The organism is Umezawaea sp. NPDC059074, assembly GCF_042738955.1.
Taxonomy (GTDB): Bacteria; Actinomycetota; Actinomycetes; order Mycobacteriales; family Pseudonocardiaceae; genus Umezawaea.
This window is the reverse complement of sequence record NZ_JBHYHC010000001.1, coordinates 138,169-156,230: the sequence shown is the minus strand read 5'-3', so window position 1 is coordinate 156,230 and position 18,062 is coordinate 138,169. Positions and strand designations below refer to the sequence as shown.

The window sequence follows — 18,062 nt, the reverse complement described above, 5'->3', positions numbered from 1 at the left end:
AGACGCCGTTCCCCCCTGCCCGGTGATCTACGGAGTACCAATGCGAGCGTTACGCGTCATCGCCCTTGCGCTGCTGGGCGTCCTTTCCCTGCTGGTAGGAACCACCTCGGCGGCATCGGCGGCACCCCGCGCCATCACCAAGTACGTGGCGCTGGGCGACTCCTACGCGGTCGGCGTGGGAACGTACGGTTACGACAATCCGGACGACCCGTGTCGTCGCGGTCCCTTCGCCTACCCCCGCCTCTGGGCCGCCGCGCACCCCTCGGTGGCGTTCACCGAGGCCTCCTGCTCCGGCGCGAAGACCGCCGACGTCCTCACCTCCCAACTCCCCCTGGTCACCCCGGACACGTCGCTCGTCACGATCCAGGTCGGCGGCAACGACGCCGGCTTCGTCGACGTGCTCGTCGGCTGCACGTTCGGGTCCGACTCGGACTGCGTCGCCCGCACCCAGGCCGCCAGTGAGATCGTCCGCACGACGGTCGCCCCGGCGTTGCAGAAGACCTACGCCGCGGTCCGGGCCAACGCCCCCTCCGCGCGCGTCGTCGTGATCGGCTACCCGCGCATCTACAAGCCCGGCGGCACGTGCTTCGGCCAGCTGAGCGCACCGAAGCAGGCCGCGATCAACGCCTCGGCCGACGTGCTCGCGGGCGTCACCGCGGCGCAGGCGTCCGCCGCGGGCTTCACGTTCCTCGACGCGCGAACGACCTTCAACGGTCACGAGATCTGCACGTCCGACTGGTACCTGACGGCACTGGAAATCTTCAAGCTGAACGAGTCTTTCCACCCCAACAAAAAGGGTCACCAGCTGGGGTACTTCGCGCCCCTGAACTCCATTACCGGCTGATCGTTCCAGCCTCCGAAACACCCCTTGGACCACCGGGTCCAAGGGGTGTTCGGCGTACGCCGGTAATTTCGTGACGATCATGCGTCCGGCACGTGTCCGGCGCACAAAACAGCAGCTCAGGGCGTTTCCCGTGTTACGGGAGTGGAATTAACATGTGAGCGGGATTGCAGATTTTCAGCCCGCGAACGCATTGACGTGACCGGTGAGTAGCGTTTAACTCCGAGTAGTCCCTGTCACTCTTTCGAGTGTTACTGGAGTGCGAATGCGCGGGTTGATTCACGGAAGCGGCACGGACGATCTGGTGATCGCGCTGAACCCGTTCTCCACGACCTCCCCGAGAATGACGGCGGCCGCGGCACGGGCGGGAGCGCTCGGCGTGCTGGACCTCGGCACGGGTGGTCGGGCGGCGCGGGCGGCGCTGGCCAGGACCGCCCGGTGGGCCGGTGGCGGGTTCGGCGTGCGGATCACCGCGGGCTGCCGCCTGGGAGCCGCCGACCTGCCCGAGCGGGTCACCACGGCGGTGCTGGCGGTCGACGCGCCCCTGCGCCCCGCCGACCTGCCCGGCCTGCGGGTGCTGGTCGAGGTCGCCTCCCGCGACGAGGCCCACGAGGCGGTGCTGGCGGGCGCCCACGGCGTGATCGCCCGCGGCTTCGAGAGCGGCGGTCGCGTCGGCGAGCTGGCCACGTTCGTGCTGCTGCAACAACTCCTGGCCGACCTGGACGTGCCCGTGTGGGCCGCGGGCGGCATCGGCCCGAACACGGCCGCCGCCGCGGTGGCCGGTGGAGCCGCGGGCGTCGTGCTCGACGTGCAGCTCGCGCTGCTCGCCGAGTCGGAGCTGCCCGCGGACGTGACCGGGGCCATCGCCACGATGGACGGTTCCGAGACGACCGTCGTGCACGGACACCGCGTGCTGCTGCGCAAGGGTCCCGGCGCGCAGACCACTCCGGACCTGGCGGCGCTGACCGGCCCGCTGGACGCGCGTTTCCTGCCCGTCGGGCAGGACGGGTTCCTCGCCGCCGTCTTCCGCGACCGCTGGGGCACCGTCGGCGCGGCCGTCCGCGGCGTGCGCGACGCCGTGGTCACGGCGTTGGAGGAGCACGCGGAGACCCTGAGCGGCGACTCCCCCGGCGCCCGCCTGCTCGGCACCGCCCTGCCCATCGCGCAAGGTCCGATGACGAGGGTCAGCGACCAGCCCGCGTTCGCCGCCGCCGTGGCGGACGGCGGCGGGCTGCCGTTCATCGCGCTGGCGCTGTCGACCGGCGAGCAGACCCGTGAAGTGCTCACCCGGACCCGCGAGCAGCTCGGCGACTCCCCCTGGGGCGTCGGGGTTCTCGGGTTCGCGGCCGAGGACGTGAAGACCGCGCAGCTCGACGTGATCCGGGACCTGCGGCCGACGCACGCGATCATCGCGGGTGGACGGCCCGCGCAGGCCGCCGCGCTGGACGAGGTCGGCATCACCACGTTCCTGCACGTGCCGTCGCCCGGTCTGCTGCGGCAGTTCCTCGCGGCCGGGGCGCGGCGGTTCGTGTTCGAGGGAGCGGAGTGCGGCGGCCACGTCGGGCCGCGCAACAGCTTCCCGTTGTGGGAGGCCCAACTCGCGGTCCTCGCCGACTTCCCGGCGGACGACGTCCACGTGCTGTTCGCCGGCGGCATCCACGACGAGCGCTCGGCGGCGATGGTGGCCGCGCTCGCGACGCCGTTCACCCGGCGCGGCGGCGCGATCGGCGTGCTGATGGGCACCGCGTACCTGTTCACCGAGGAAGCCGTCGAGGCCGGTGCGGTGCAGCCGTTGTTCCAGCGGCAGGTCGTGGCCGCCGAGCGGACCGCCCTGCTGGAGACCGCGCCCGGTCACGCGACCCGCTGTGTCACGAGCCCGTTCACCGACGAGTACGCCGCCGTCAAGCAGGACCTGCGCGACCGCCAAGTCCCGGACCGCGAGGCGTGGGAACTGCTGGAGCGCCTCAACGTCGGCAGGCTCCGCCTCGCCAGCAAGGGCCTCGAACGCGTCGGCGGTGAACTGTCCACGGTGGACGAAAACCGCCAGCTGGGCGAGGGCATGTTCATGGCCGGTGACGTGGCCGTGCTGCGGTCCGAGGTCACCACGATCGCCGACCTGCACGCGAGCGTCACGGCAGGAGCCGCGGACTTCGCCAGGGCCAGGGCCGTCGAACTCGGGCTCGTGGCCGCGCCGGTCGACACCCCCGTGCCCGCACCGCTGGACATCGCTGTCATCGGCATGGCCTGCATGTTCCCGCAGGCCCCCGACCTGCCCACGTTCTGGGCGAACGTGCTGTCCGGCGTGGACGCGGTCACCGAGGTCCCCACCGTCCGCTGGGACCCGGCCGTCTACTACGCGCCCGACGGCGACGGCGACCGAACACCGTCGCGGTGGGGCGGGTTCCTGCCGGAGATCCCGTTCGACCCGTTGAAGTACGGCATCCCGCCCACCTCGCTGGCCAGCATCGAACCGGTGCAGCTGCTGGCGCTGGAGGCGGCCTCGCGGGCGCTGGCCGACGCCGGGTACGCCGACCGGCCGTTCGACCGCTCGCGCACCTCCGTGGTGTTCGGCGCGGAGGCGGGCAGCGACCTGTCCAACGCCATGACCCTGCGCACGGTCCTGCCGAGCTACTTCGGCGACGTGCCCGCCGGTCTGCGCGGCCAGCTCCCGACGTTGACCGAGGACTCGTTCCCCGGCGTGCTCGCGAACGTCATCGCGGGCCGGATCGCCAACCGGCTCGACCTCGGCGGCGCGAACTACACCGTGGACGCGGCCTGCGCGTCGTCGCTGACCGCGGTGGACGTGGCCTGCAAGGAGCTCACCAGCGGCACCAGCGACGTCGTCCTGTGCGGCGGCGCGGACCTGCACAACGGCATCAACGACTACCTCCTCTTCTCCTCGGTGCACGCGCTGTCGCCGACCGGCCGGTGCGCCACGTTCGACAGCTCCGCCGACGGCATCGCGCTCGGCGAGGGCGTGGCGTGCGTGGTGCTCAAGCGGCTGGCCGACGCCGAACGCGACGGCGACCGGGTGTACGCCGTGATCAAGGGCGTCGGCAGCGCCAGCGACGGCCGGGCGCTCGGCCTCACCGCGCCCCGGCCGGAGGGCCAGCGCAACGCGCTCGAACGCGCTTACCGCAACGCGGGCATCTCCCCCGCCGAGGTCGGCCTGGTCGAGGCGCACGGCACCGGGACCGTCGTCGGCGACCGCATCGAACTCGGCACGCTGACCTCCGTGTTCGTCGAGGCAGGGGCCACGCCCGCGAGCTGCGCGGTCGGGTCGGTGAAGTCCCAGATCGGCCACACCAAGTGCGCCGCCGGGCTCGCCGGGCTGATCAAGACGTCCCTCGCGCTGTACACCGGCGTCCAGCCGCCGACCCTGCACGTGAGCAAGCCGAACCCGGCGTGGGACGCCGACACCAGCCCGTTCACCTTCCACGCCGGACCGCGGCCGTGGGCGGCCGAACCCGCCGACCGGGTCGCGGGCGTGAGCGCGTTCGGCTTCGGCGGCACCAACTTCCACGTGGTGCTCCGGGGTTACGACGGCGCTCCCCCGCCGGTCCACGGCGTGGACGAGTGGCCCGCCGAGCTGTTCACCTTCCGCGGCGAGGGCGCGGTGCAGGCCGCCGAGCAACTCCTCGCACTGGTCGAGGCGGGCGGGTGGCGGTTGCGCGACTACGCGCTGAGCGCCGCCAAGCGCGCCGACCTCGGGCGCAGCGAGGTGCGGTTCGCCGTCGTGGCGTCCAGTGTGGACGGTCTGGCCGGGCAGTTGCGCCGGGCCGTCGCCGGTGAGGACAAGCCGTCCGACGGGATCTTCCAGGCCGCTCCGCTGGACGGCGAGGTCGCGTTCCTGTTCCCCGGCCAGGGCAGCCAGCGGCCCGGCATGTTCGCCGACCTGTTCGTCGCCTTCCCCGAGTTGCAACGACACGTGCAGGTCGGTGCGAAGTGGGCGGACGTGCTGCACCCGCCGACCGCGTTCGACGCCGACGAGCGGGCCGCGCAACAGGCCCGGCTGACCGACACCAGGGTCGCGCAGCCCGCGCTCGGCATCGTCGGACTGGCCGCGCACGACCTGCTGGGACTGGCGGGCGTCGAGCCGGACATGGTGGCGGGCCACAGCTACGGCGAACTCGTCGCGCTCGCCGCGGCGGGCGCGCTCCCCGCGGAATCCCTGCCCGCGCTGAGCGCCGCGAGAGCTGAATCGATCCTCGCCGCGACCGGCGACGATCCGGGCGCGATGGCCGCCGTCACGGCCCCCGCCGCCGACTTCGCGGCGCTGCTGCCGGAGTCGGTCGTCGTGGCCAACCACAACTCGCCGACGCAGACCGTGGTCTCCGGCCCGACCGCCGACGTCGACGCGGCCGTGGAGCTGTTGCACGCCAACGGGTTCAGCGCCAAGCGGATCAAGGTCGCGTGCGCGTTCCACAGCCCGCTGGTCGCCGCGGCCGGGGAGGCGTTCGCCGAGGCGCTGGTCGACGTGCGGGCGCCGGAACTGCCGGTGTGGTCGAACCGGACCGCGACCGTCTACCCCGACGACGTCCGCGCGGAACTGGCCGCGCAGATCGGTTCCCCGGTCCGGTTCGCCGAGCAGATCGAGGCCATGCACGCCCACGGCGCGCGGGTGTTCGTGGAAGCCGGACCCGGTTCGGTCCTGTCCGGCCTGGTGTCCGCGACCCTCGGCGACCGTCCACACCGGACGATCGGCATGGAGTCCTACGGCCAACGCGGGGTGCACGGCTTCCTCACGGCGTTGGCGCAGCTCGCGGTCTCCGGGGTCGACCCGCGCACCGCGTGGCTGCACCGCGGCCGCGACTCGGTCGACGCCTCCGTGCCCCGCACGACCCGTCCGGCGGGCTGGACCGTCGACGGCCACCTCGTCCGCACCGCCGCGGGCGTCATCCCGACCGGGGCGCTGCGCCCGGCCGAACGCGTTCAGGAGATCCCCATGGCGGCCCACAGCGGCGGCGGTTCCGACGAGGCGCTGATCGCGGAGTTCCTCCGCGGCAGCCGGGAGATGATCGCCGCGCAGCGGGACGTCCTGATGAGCTACCTCGGCACGGCCGAACGGGTGCCCGTGCAACGGGCGCCGCGGCCGGAGCCGGTCGTGCTCCAGCCCGTGGTGATCGAGCAGGCCCCGGTGGTCGTGGCCGTCACGCCGCCCGCCACCAGCGTGCTCCAGTCCGTGCTGGAGATCATCGCCGAGCGCACGGGCTACCCGATCGACATGATCGAGCCCGACCTGGACCTGGAGGCGGACCTCAGCGTCGACTCCATCAAGCGCACCGAGATCGCGGGCGAGCTGGCGATCCGACTCGGCGTCACGGCGGACCTGGAGGTGTTGTCGCAGGCCCGGACCGCCGCCGCCATCACCGCGTTGCTCGGGTCCGAGCCAGTCGTGGTGGTGCAGGCCAAGCCGACGGCCGACGTGCTCCAGACGGTGCTCCAGATCATCGCCGAGCGCACCGGCTACCCCACCGACATGATCGAACCGGACCTCGACCTGGAGGCCGACCTCAGCGTCGACTCCATCAAGCGCACCGAGATCGCGGGCGAACTCGCCCTCCGGCTCGGCGTCGCCACCGACCTGGAAGTGCTGTCCCAGGCCCGCACGGCGGCGGCCATCACGGCGTTGCTGGGCGGCGGTGGCACGCCCGCGCCGAAGCCGGTCGCCGCGAGCGTCGAGGCCGAGGTGATCGCGCCGAACCGGCTGGTGATGACCGAGTTCGCCCTGCCCGCCGCGGCCGTTCCGGACTCCCTGGCGGGGCAGCGGTTCCTGGTCGTCGGCGACGGCGAGGAACTCGTGGCGCGGCTGGTCGACCTGGGCGCGGGCGTGACCCGCGACCCCGGCGTGACGGTCGACGGCGTGTTCCACCTCGACCGCTCCACCGACCTGCCCGAGGCGTTCCCGCTGTTCCAGTCGCTGCTGGCGAACAACCCGAAGTGGCTGGTCCTGGCCGGTGCCGGTGAGGGCCTGCGCGGTTTCACCCGCAGCGCCGCCAGGGAGTACCCGGACACGGCGGTGAAGGTCGTCGAGTTCGACGGCGAGGTCCGGGTCGACGCGCTGGTCGCGGAACTCGGGGCCGCCGATCGCGAACCGGTCGTGCGGATCACCGACGACGGGCGGGTCGGGCTGCGGATGGTCGAGACGGACCTGGGGCTGCTCGGCAGCTCCGGCGCGGGCCCGGCCGGGGACGGCGCGGCCGAGGCGCTGGCCATCGGGCTGGACCGCGACTCCGTGGTGCTGCTGGTCGGCGGTGCGAAGGGCATCACGGCCCGGTTCGCCGCGACCCTGGCGAGCGCGAGCCGGTGCCGGATCGAACTGGTGGGCCGCACCGCGCTGCCCGCCGAGGACGAACCCGCGGCGCTCGCGGCGGCGACCGACCCGGCGGCCCTGCGGACGGCGTTGATCGCGGGCGGCCTGCGGGTCCCGGCCGAGATCGAACGGGAGATCGGCCGGATCCTGGCCGTGCGGGAGGTGCGCGACACCGTGCGGCGGCTGACCGAGCTGGGCAGCCAGGTGCGGTACCACTCCGTCGACATGCGGGACGTCGAGGCGGTGCACCGGACGGTCAAGGAGATCCACACCGAGCACGGCAGGCTGGACGGCCTCGTCTACGCCGCCGGGGTCATCGAGGACAAGCTGATCGCGGAGAAGACCGCCGAGTCGTTCGGCCGGGTGTTCAGCACGAAGGTCGACGGCGCGAAGACGGTCCTGGAGGCCGTGGAGGGCCTGCCGAACGGGCCGCGGTTCGCGGTGTTCTTCGGCAGCATCGCCGCCGTGCTGGGCAACCGCGGCCAGTCCGACTACGCCGCCGCGAACGACGCGCTGGAGGCGCTGGGGCGCGGGTGCGACTTCCGCGGCCTGACCGTCCACTGGGGACCGTGGGCGCCGACCGGCGTCAACAACGGCATGGTGACGCCGGAGCTGATGCGGTCCTACGCGCAGCGCGGCATCAAGCTGATCGACCCGGAGGAGGGCGCGCTCAGCCTGCTGCGCGAACTCGCCTGGGGCCCGGAGACCGTCGACTCGGTGGTCTACACGGCATCGGGCTGGTGACGACGATGACCACCCCTGTCGCCATCGTCGGCATGTCGGTCCTGCTGCCCGGCGCGCCGGACCTGGACACGTACTGGCGCAACATCACCACCGGCGTCGACTCGATCACCGAGGTCCCCGCGGGCCGCTGGGACGCGGACTACTACGAACCGGACCTGGAACGCCGGGCCGACCGGGTCTACTGCCGCCGCGGCGGGTTCGTGGACCCGCTGGCCGAGGTGGAAGTCATCACCTTCGGCATCATGCCGCACTCCGTGGCGGGCACCGAGCCGGACCAGCTCCTCGCGCTGCACGTCGCCGCGGCGGCCATCGCGGACGCGGGCGGCGACGCCCGGCTGCCGGTGGACCGCGAGCGCGTCGGCGTGGTGCTCGGCCGCGGCGGGTACCTGACCCCGGCGCTGGCCCGGCTGGACCAGCGGGTCCGGACCGCGCGGCAACTCGTGCGCACGCTCGGGCAGCTCATGCCGGAACTGGGCGACGAGAAGCTGGAGCAGGTGCGGCAGGCGTTCAGCGACCAGCTCGGCCCGGACTCCCCGGAGTCCGCGATCGGGCTGGTGCCGAACCTCGCCGCGTCGCGGGTGGCGAACCGGCTCGACCTGCGCGGCCCGGCCTACACCGTGGACGCGGCGTGCGCGTCCTCGCTGGTCGCGGTCGACCACGCGGTGCGCGAACTGGCCGACCGGCGCTGCGACGTCGTGCTCGCGGGCGGCGTGCACCACTGCCACGACATCACGCTGTGGAGCGTGTTCACCCAGCTCGGGGCGCTGTCGCCGAGCCAGCGCATCCGGCCGTTCAACAAGGGCGCGGACGGCGTCCTGATCGGCGAGGGCACCGGCGTGGTCGTGCTGAAGCGGCTGGCGGACGCCGAGCGCGACGGCGACCGGGTGTACGCGGTGATCACCGGGACCGGCGTCGCCAGCGACGGCCGGACGGCCAGCCTGGTCAACCCGGACACCGGCGGGCAGGTGCGGGCGATCCGGCAGGCGTGGCTCGCGGCGGGCACCGACCCGGCTCGACCGGGGTCCGTCGGCCTGATCGAGGCCCACGGCACCGCCACCCCGGCCGGGGACGCGGCCGAACTCGCCACCCTGGCCGAGGTGTTCGGGCCCGCGTCCGCGACCGACCAGCCGGTGATCGGCTCGGTCAAGTCCATGATCGGCCACACCATGCCCGCGGCGGGCGTGGCGGCGCTGGTGAAGGCGGCTCTGGCCGTGCACCACGGGGTTCTGCCGCCGACGCTGCACTGCGACGACCCGCACCCCGCGCTGGCGACCACCCGGTTCCGGCCGATCGCCGAGACGCGGCCGTGGATCGGCGAGACGCGCCGGGCGGGCGTGAACGCGTTCGGGTTCGGCGGGATCAACGCGCACGTCGTGCTGGAGCAGGCGCCGACGCGCAGGCCCGGCCCGGCGGCGGTGCGGGAACCCGAGCGGGTGCTGCGGTTGTCGGCCGCCTCCCCCGGCCACCTGGCCGCACTGCTGGACACCGACGACGCGACCGTCCTCGCCGCCGGGCTGGACGAGCGGGAGGCCGCGGTCGGCCCGACGCGGCTCGGGATCGTCGACCCCACGGCGAAACGCCTGACACTGGCCCGGAAAGCCGTGGCCAAGGGCGCGGGCTGGCGGGGCCGCAACGACGTGTGGTTCGCGCCGAAACCCCTGCTGGGCGCGGGCGGCGGCAAGCTCGCGTTCCTGTTCCCCGGCCTGGAGGCCGAGTTCGCGCCGTCCGTGGACGCGCTGGCCCAGCGGTTCGGGCTGGACTGGCGTTCCGAGGCGCTGGTCGGCGACGTCGGCAGGCACGGGACGGGCGTGTTCCAGCTCGGACGGCTGCTGGACACCGTGCTGCGGCGGCTGGGCGTCCGCCCGGACGCCGTCGCCGGGCACAGCGTCGGCGAGTGGACCGCGATGGCGGCCGGGGGCATCCACTCCGCGCCGCAGGTCGACGCGTTCCTCGGCACGTTCGACCCGGACGCGCTGCGCGTGCCCGGCCTGGCGTTCGCGGTGCTCGGCGCTCCGGCGGCCAGGGTCCTCGCGGCGCTGGCGAACCAGCACGACGTGGTGCTGTCCCACGACAACGCGCCCAGCCAGTCGATGATCTGCGGACCGTCGGACGCGGTCGAGGCGCTGGTGCTGAAGTTCCGCGCGGACGGCGTGATCAGCCAGGTCCTGCCGTTCCAGTCCGGTTTCCACACGCCGATGCTCAAGCCCTACCTCGCGCCGATCCAGCGCGCGGCCGAGACCTACGACATCAACCCGGCGCACGTGCCGGTGTGGTCGGCCACCACCGCCACCGAGTTCCCGACCGACCCGGACGAGGTGCGCGACCTGTTCGTCCGGCACCTGCTGGAGCCGGTCCGGTTCCGGCCGATGGTCGAGGCCATGCACGCCGCCGGGTTCCGCGCGTTCGTGCAGCTCGGCGTCGGCCAGATGGGCTCGCTCGTCACGGACACGTTGCAGGGCAACGACAACCTGGTCGTGTCGACGCACTCGCCGCACCGCGACGGGCTCGACCAGGTGCGCCGCGTCGTGACCGCGCTGTGGGCGGACGGGGCCGAGCCGGACGTCAGCGCCCTGCTGCCGGGCCCGACGCCCCGACGTCGGACGCCGGTCCGGCTCGACCTCGGCGGCGCGCTCATCTCGCTCGACGCGCACACCCGGCTGCGGATGCCCGGCCAAGCGTCCGCTCTGGACAGTCTCGTGGACGGCTCCCCGCTGGCGGCCGAGTTGTCGTTGCTGCTGCGGGACACCGCGGACGTGGCCGCCGAACTGCTCACCGCCCGCAGGCCCGCGCCCGCGCCGACCCGGCTCGACAGCGTGCTGCGGGTGTCGGTCGACACCATGCCCTACCTGCTGGACCACTGCTTCTTCCAGCAGCGCCCCGGCTGGCCGGACCACGTCGACAGCTGGCCGGTCGTGCCCGCGACGACGGTGATCGGCCACCTGATGGCGTTCGCCGAGCAGGCCGCGCCCGGTCAGCGGGCCGTCGCGGTGCACGACGTGCGGCTCAGCCAGTGGATCACCGCCATCCCATCGGTCGACGTGCCGGTCAGCGTCGTGCCCGCCGGGGACGACCGGGTGCTCGCCTCGTTCGACGGCTACTCCCGCGCGGTCGTGGAGCTGGCACCGGACTTCCCGACCAGCGCGCCGCCGCCGTGGACGTTCACCGACGAGCGCACGCCGGACCTCACCGCGCGCGAGCTGTACGACGAGCGCTGGATGTTCCACGGTCCCCAGTTCCAGGGTGTCGAGGAGCTGACCGCGATCGGGGCGAAGCACGTGCGGGCCAGGCTCGTCACGCCCGCCGCGCCCGGCGCGCTGCTGGACAACGTGGGCCAGGTCCTCGGCTACTGGATCATGGCGTCGCTGCCCGACCGCACGACGGTGTTCCCCGTGGCGATCGGGCGGATCCGCTTCCACGGCGAGCACCCGGCCGCGGGCGAGCGGCTGGAGTGCCTGGTGCGCATCACGTCCGTGACCGACACCGCCCTGACCGCCGACATGCAGCTCGTGCACGACGGCCGGGTGTGGGCGGAGTTCGACGGCTGGTCGGACCGCCGGTTCGACAGCGACCCGAACATCCGCGCCAACGACCGCGCGCCCGGCCGCAACACGCTGTCCACCGTGGAGGACGGCGGCTGGACGCGCGTGCACGAGCGGTGGCCGGACCTCGCGACCCGCGAGCTGATCATGCGCAACCAGCTCGGCAGCGCGGAGCGCGAGCAGTACGACGCCGAGTCGCCGCGCGGCAAGCGGCAGTGGTTGCTCGGCCGGATCGCCGCGAAGGACGCCGTGCGGCGCTGGATGTGGGACCACGGCGAGGGCGAGGTGTTCCCCGCCGAACTCCTGCTGCGGGACGACGAGGTCGTGGGCGTGCACGGACGGGAAGCGCCGTCGCTGACCGTGTCGTCCGCCCACTGCCGGGAACTGGGCGTCGCCATCGCGCGACGCGGCCGGTGCGGCATCGCCGTCGAACCGGCGGACGACCCGGACGCCGAGGCCAAGGCCACCAGGGCCGCGGTGGCACAGGCGTTCGGCGCGCACCCCGTGGACGGCGCGGTCCACCAGGTGCGGTGCGCACGGATCGGCAACCCGCCGGGTCTGCCGACGAGGGAGTACATCGTGGCCTGGACGGCCGACGACGAACAGGAGAAGGACACATGAGCGTCGAAACCACCGCGCCGATCACCGAGGGCAAGGTCACCGAGGCCGTTGTGCTGAACGAGATCGCGGGCATGTTGCGGGTCCTGCTCGACGAGTACGGCCTGGACGACGTCGAGATCACCAGGGACACCAAGTTCCACGAGGACCTGGAGCTGGAGAGCATCGACCTGGTGTCGCTCTCGGCCGACCTCAAGGAGCGGTACGGCAACGAGGTCAACTTCGCCGAGTTCATCGCCGGGTTCGACCTGGAGGAGATCATCGCGATGACCGTGGGCCAGCTCGTGGACCACGTCGTGGTGTCGCTGCGCGCGGCGGCCCGCGGATGACCAAGATCCTCGCGGGCGACCTCGACACCCACGTGCAGCGCCTTCCCCCGACGATCCCGGTCGACGGCGAGGCGCCGGTCGTGGTGTTCATCCACGGCCTGCTCACCGACAGCCTGGCGAGCTACTACTTCACCCTCGGCCCGGCGTTCGCGGCGGCGGGCGTGGACGTGGTGATGTACGACCTGCGCGGGCACGGCAAGTCCGACCGCCCGGCGACCGGGTACCACCTGGAGCGGTTCGTGGCCGACCTGGTCGCGCTGCTGGACGCACTGGAGATCACCCGGCCGGTGCACCTGGTCGGCAACTCCTTCGGCGGCAGCATCGCGTTCGGGCTCGCGGCGGCGCACCCGGAGCGGGTGGCCACGGTGATCGCCATCGAGGCCGAACCGCCGGTCCAGGCGTGGACCGTGCGGATGGCCGAGGGGCTGGACCTGGCCAAGTCGCAGCTCACCCAGGACGCGGTGATCGACTGGATCGCGGTCAACAACGGCAAGCACACCGCCCGCCTCTCGCGGGCCGCGGGCAGGCTGCTCCAGGTCACCTCGATGCTGGAGGACATCCCCGTCAGCGACACGATCGCCGACGACCTGTCGGCGATCCGCTGCCCGGTGCTGGCGATCTTCGGCGCGGACTCGGGCCTGTCCCGGCAGGTGCCGTACTTCGAGTCGTACCTGTCGTCGTGCCGCACGGTCGTGCTGCCCGACCAGGGGCACTCGGTGCTGATCGAGCGCACCGACGAGACCCGCGACGCCATCCTCGGCTGGGTGCGCGACCACGCGTTGGGCCGCGTCGGGTGAGCCGGTTCCTGTTCGTGGTCCCCCCGCTGGTCGGGCACGTGAACCCGACCCTCGGCGTGGCCGCGGAACTGGTCGAGCGCGGCCACGAAGTCGCCTGGGCCGGCCACCACGAGGCGATCGGCAAGCTCGTCGGCCCGGACGCGCGGGTGTTCGGCTGCGCGTCGCCGGAACTCGTGCCGCGCGCCGCCGACCTGACCGGGCCCGCCGCGTTCCGCTTCCTGTGGCAGGACTTCCTGCTGCCGCTGGGAGAGGCCATGCGGCCGGGTGTCCGCACGGCGATCAAGGCGTTCCAGCCGGACGTGGTGGTGTGCGACCAGCAGGCCGTCGCGGGCGCGCTGGTCGCCGACGAGCTGGGCCTGCCGTGGATCACCTCGGCCACCACGTCCGCGGAGCTCGTCGACCCGCTGTCGGGGATGCCGAAGGTGAAGGCGTGGCTGACCGAGCGGATCGACTCGCTGCGCGACGGCCGGACCGGGCCGGACCCGAGGATGTCGCCGCACGGCATCCTCGCGTTCACCACCCGCGAGCTGCTCGGGCCCGTCGACCTGCCGCACGACGACGTGTGGCTGGTCGGCCCCTCCATCGTCGCGCGACCGTCCACGACGGACTTCCCGTGGGAGTGGCTGACCCATCGGCCGACGGTGCTCGTGAGCCTCGGCACGGCGAACGCCGACGCGGGCCACCGGTTCCTCGCCCAGGCCGCGCAGGCGTTGGGGCGCATGGACGTCCGGGCCGTCGTGGTGGACCCCGACGGGTCGCTGAGCGAGGTCGCGGACAACGTCCTGGTGCGACGGCACGTCCCGCAGCTCGACTTGCTCCCGCGGGTGGACGCCGTCGTCTGCCACGCGGGGCACAACACCGTCTGCGAGACCCTGTGGCACGGCGTCCCCCTGGTCGTCGCGCCCATCCGCGACGACCAGCCGATCGTCGCCGGCCAGGTCGTCGACGCGGGCGCGGGCGTGCGCGTCCGCTTCTCCCGCGCCACCTCGGCCCACCTGGAAGACGCCGTCACGGCGGTGCTCGACGACGCGAACGGCCACCGCAAGGCGGCCGGGGCGGTCGGCGACTCGTTCCGCGCGGCAGGCGGCGCACCCCGCGCCGCGGACCACCTCGAGAAGGTCTGAGGCACACGATGTCCGGCTCTTTCGGCACACTGCTGTCGTACGCGAAACCGCACCGCGGGGTGCTGCTCTCGACCCTCGCGCTGACGCTGCTGGCCAGCGCGTGCGGCCTGGCCCAACCGCTGGTGGCGCAGGACGTGCTGACCGCGCTCGGCACCGGCGGGAGCGTGGCGGGCCCGATCGCGCTGCTCACCGCGCTGCTGCTCACGGGGGCGGCGCTGACCGGGGCCACGGCGTGGCTCCAGCAGCGGACGTCGGAGAGCGTCGTCCGCGACGTCCGGCGCGGGCTGGTGTTCCGGCTGATCCGGCTGCGGGTGCCGGAACTGGACCGGCGGCCACCGGGCGACCTGATCGCGCGGGTCACGTCGGACAGCACGCTCTTGCAGAGCGCGGCCACCGAGGGCCTGATCATGGTGGTCAACGGGGCGTTGACGCTGGTCGGCGCGATCGTGCTGATGGGGACGCTGCACCTCGGGCTGCTGGGCGTGACGCTGCTGGTGCTGGTGGCCGTGGCCGCGGTCCTGACGCTCGTGCTGCCCCGCATCCGGCAGGCCGTGGCCCGCGCGCAGGACTCCGTGGGCGCGATCGGCGCGACGCTGGACCGGACGCTGGGCGCGGCCCGCACGGTGAAGGCGAACGGGGCCGAGGACCGCGAGACGGCGCTGGCCGAGGACGCGGTCGACGAGGCCTACCGGGCCGGGCTCGTGGGCGCCCGCTACGCGGCGGTCGTGAGCGTGGTGTCCGGGGCGTCCATCCAGGGCGCGTTCCTGGCCGTGCTCGGGTTCGGCGGGATGCTGGTCGCCTCGGGCGACCTCTCCGCCGCGTCGCTGATCGCGTTCCTGCTCTACGTGTTCTTCCTGGCCGGACCGCTCGCGGCGCTCGTCGGCGGGGCCAGCAAGATGCAGCAGGGGCTCGGCGCGGTGGGGCGGATCGAGGAGGTCCGCGAGATGCCGATCGAGGACGACGTGGCCGCGCTGGTCGCGCTGCCCGACGGCGGGACGCCCCCGGCCGTCGAACTCCGGGACGTCCACTTCTCCTACCCCGGCCGCACCCCCGCGTTGAAGGGCGTCTCGTTCACCGTCCCCGGCGGCACGCAGGCCGCGCTGGTGGGGCTCTCCGGCGCGGGCAAGACGACGATGTTCGCGCTGCTGCAACGGTTCTACGACCCCGCGGAGGGCGCGGTCCTGCTCGACGGGATCGACGTCGCGACCCTGACGCGGGCCGAGGTGCGGCGGCGGATCGCGTACGTGGAGCAGGACGCGCCCGCGATGGCCGGGACCATCCGGGACAACCTGCTCTACGCCGCTCCCGACGCCGCCGAGGCCGACATCGCCGAGGCCCTCCGCGTCACCTGCCTGGACACCCTGGTCGACGGGCTGGCCGACGGGCTGGACACGCCCGTGGGCCCGCGCGGCGTCACGCTGTCCGGCGGCGAGCGGCAACGGCTGGCCATCGCGCGGGCGTTGCTGCGCAAACCGCAGGTGCTGCTGCTGGACGAGGCGACGGCCCAGTTGGACGCCCGCAACGAGCAGGCGTTGCGCGACGCGGTGACGCAGGCGGCCCGGCGGTGCACCGTGATCCTCATCGCACACCGGCTGTCGACGGTGACCGAGGTGGACCAGATCGTGGTGCTGGAGCACGGGGTCGTGCGCGCGCGGGGCACGCACCGGTCGCTGGTGGACGACGACTCGCTCTACCGCGAGCTGGCGTCGACCCAACTGCTTGCCGATGCTATGGAATAGTCGCGGGAGTGCCCGTACGCAAACCGCTGGTGCTCGCCATCTGCTGCATGAGCCTGTTCATCGTGGGGCTGGACGCCACGATCGTGAACCTGGCCCTCCCGTCGATCCGCGCCGAGCTGGGCGCGTCCGTGACCGGGCTCCAGTGGACGGTGGACGCCTACACGCTGGTGATCGCGGCCCTGCTCGTGCTGTCCGGCTCGACGGCGGACCGGCTGGGCAGGCGGCGGACGTTCCAGGTGGGGCTGGTGCTGTTCAGCATCGGGTCGCTGCTGTGCAGCATCGCCTCGACCGTGGGCCTGCTGATCGCCGCGCGCATGGTCCAGGCGGTGGGCGGCTCCATGCTGAACCCGGTGGCCATGTCGATCATCACCAACACGTTCACCGAGAAGCGCGAGCGGGCCAGGGCCATCGGCGTCTGGGGCGGGGTCGTCGGGCTGTCGATGGCGGCGGGCCCGCTGGTCGGCGGCGCGCTGGTCGAGACGATCGGCTGGCGGTCGATCTTCTGGCTGAACGTCCCGGTCGGCGTGCTGGCCGTGGTGCTGACGGCCCTGTTCGTGCCGGAGTCGCGCGCCGACCGGCCCCGCAGGCTGGACCCGGTCGGGCAGCTCCTGGTGATCCTGATCCTCGCGGGCACGGTGTTCGGGATCATCGAGGGCCACGGCAAGGGGTGGACGTCACCGCTGATCATCGGCTCGTTCGCCGTGGCCGTGCTGTCGCTGCTCGCCCTGCTGCGCTACGAGCCCCGCCGTGAGGACCCGCTGCTGGACCTGCGCTTCTTCCGCAGCGTGCCGTTCTCCGGCGCGACCGTGATCGCCGTCTGCGCGTTCGCCTCGCTCGGCGGGTTCCTGTTCCTGAACAGCATCTACCTCCAGGAGACCCGCGGGTTCTCCGCGCTGCACGCCGGGCTGCTGACGCTGCCGATGGCCGCCATGACGGCGGTGTTCGCGCCGATCTCGGGCCGCATCGTCGGCACGTGGGGCGCCCGCGTGCCGCTGGTGATCGCCGGGATCGGTCTGGCGGTCGCCGGGGTGCTGCTCACGACGCTCACCCCGACGACCCCGATCGCGCTGCTGGTCACGGCCTACGCCGCGTTCGGGATCGGGTTCGGGATGGTCAACGCCCCGATCACCAACACCGCCGTGTCGGGGATGCCCGTGGCGCAGGCCGGGGTGGCGGCCGCCATCGCGTCCACCAGCCGCCAGGTCGGGGCGGCGCTGGGCGTGGCGGTGCTCGGGGCGTTCGCCGGGAGCGCCGCCGGGTTCTGGATCATCGCGGCCTGCGGCGTCGCCGTGGGCGCGCTGGGGCTGGCCACGACGAGTCAGAGGGCGTTGAAGTCCGTGCTGTAGAAGACCTTCTGGTCCGGCCGGGTGCGCGCCACGTGCAGCATCGCCAGGCCGAGCTTCTCGGTGGTCGTGGTGGCCTTGGGCATCAGCTTGTTCAGCAGCGGGTAGACCGTGCCGAAGACGTTGTAGGTGACGCGCATCCACCGGTGCGGCGACGAGACGCCGTGCAACGGCTGGATGTAACCGGGCCGGAAGGCGTAGCCGTGCAGCGGCAGGGCGATGACGTCGTTCTCCGTCTTGCCCTTCACGCGGGCCCACATCTGCTTGCCCTTCTCCGTGCTGTCCGTGCCCGCACCGGAGACGTAGACGAACGTGGAGCCGGGGTTGACCTCCGCCAAGGTGCGAGCGGCGGCGAGCGTGTAGTCGTAGGTGATCCGGGTGTACTCCGGCTCCTTCATGCCGACCGAGGAGACGCCCAGGCAGAAGAAGCAGGCGTCGTACCCGGTCAGCTGCTCGCGGACCGACGAGAAGTCGGCGAAGTCGCCGTGCACCAGCTCGGTCAGCTTCTCGTGCGACCGCCCGAGCGGCCTGCGCCCGACGACCAGCACCGACTCCACGTCCGACGCGACCAGGCACTCCCGGAGGACGCCCTGGCCGACCATGCCACTGGCTCCGAACACGATCACCTTCATGCGCGGAGGCTAGCGCCGTCCCCCCACCGGCGCGACGCCGCGG

At 73.1% G+C, this 18,062-nt stretch carries 9 protein-coding genes; 8 read left to right on the top strand and 1 reads right to left on the bottom strand.

Going from position 1 to position 18,062, the window contains the following annotated elements; all coding sequences use genetic code 11:
* Positions 1–40: 40 nt before the first annotated feature.
* The 8 genes from ACFWW9_RS00680 (at position 41) to ACFWW9_RS00645 (ending at position 17,390) form a co-directional block, all read left to right on the top strand.
* Positions 41–844, top strand: a complete 804-nt coding sequence (locus tag ACFWW9_RS00680; RefSeq protein WP_390370263.1) for an SGNH/GDSL hydrolase family protein — start codon at positions 41–43, stop codon at positions 842–844.
* A 262-nt stretch (positions 845–1,106) separates the two neighbouring features.
* Complete coding sequence (locus tag ACFWW9_RS00675) at positions 1,107–7,898, top strand: SDR family NAD(P)-dependent oxidoreductase (RefSeq protein WP_390370262.1); 6,792 nt, start codon at positions 1,107–1,109, stop codon at positions 7,896–7,898.
* Between the two features lie 5 nt (positions 7,899–7,903).
* On the top strand, positions 7,904–12,058 hold the full coding sequence (locus ACFWW9_RS00670; RefSeq protein WP_390370261.1) for a beta-ketoacyl synthase N-terminal-like domain-containing protein: 4,155 nt from the start codon (positions 7,904–7,906) through the stop codon (positions 12,056–12,058).
* The gene (locus ACFWW9_RS00665) at positions 12,055–12,384 is read left to right on the top strand and encodes an acyl carrier protein (protein ID WP_390370260.1); all 330 of its coding nucleotides are present in this window, start codon (positions 12,055–12,057) and stop codon (positions 12,382–12,384) included. The genes ACFWW9_RS00670 and ACFWW9_RS00665 overlap by 4 nt, the downstream gene beginning before the upstream one ends.
* A complete protein-coding gene (locus ACFWW9_RS00660; RefSeq protein ID WP_390370259.1) occupies positions 12,381–13,181 on the top strand; it encodes an alpha/beta fold hydrolase in 801 nt (266 codons plus the stop codon). Before ACFWW9_RS00665 ends, ACFWW9_RS00660 begins: the two co-directional genes overlap by 4 nt.
* Positions 13,178–14,305, top strand: coding sequence for a glycosyltransferase (locus ACFWW9_RS00655; RefSeq protein WP_390370258.1), 1,128 nt, complete (start codon positions 13,178–13,180; stop codon positions 14,303–14,305). Before ACFWW9_RS00660 ends, ACFWW9_RS00655 begins: the two co-directional genes overlap by 4 nt.
* A gap of 8 nt (positions 14,306–14,313) precedes the next feature.
* Positions 14,314–16,044, top strand: coding sequence for an ABC transporter ATP-binding protein (locus tag ACFWW9_RS00650; protein ID WP_390370257.1), 1,731 nt, complete (start codon positions 14,314–14,316; stop codon positions 16,042–16,044).
* 8 nt (positions 16,045–16,052) lie between these two features.
* A complete protein-coding gene (locus tag ACFWW9_RS00645) occupies positions 16,053–17,390 on the top strand; it encodes an MFS transporter (RefSeq protein WP_390370256.1) in 1,338 nt (445 codons plus the stop codon).
* On the opposite strand, the gene ACFWW9_RS00640 is transcribed toward ACFWW9_RS00645, so the two are convergent.
* Positions 17,363–18,019 (bottom strand): NAD(P)H-binding protein, encoded by a 657-nt coding sequence (locus ACFWW9_RS00640; protein ID WP_390370255.1) that lies wholly within the window; start codon positions 18,017–18,019, stop codon positions 17,363–17,365. The genes ACFWW9_RS00645 and ACFWW9_RS00640 overlap by 28 nt on opposite strands.
* Positions 18,020–18,062 lie beyond the last annotated feature (43 nt).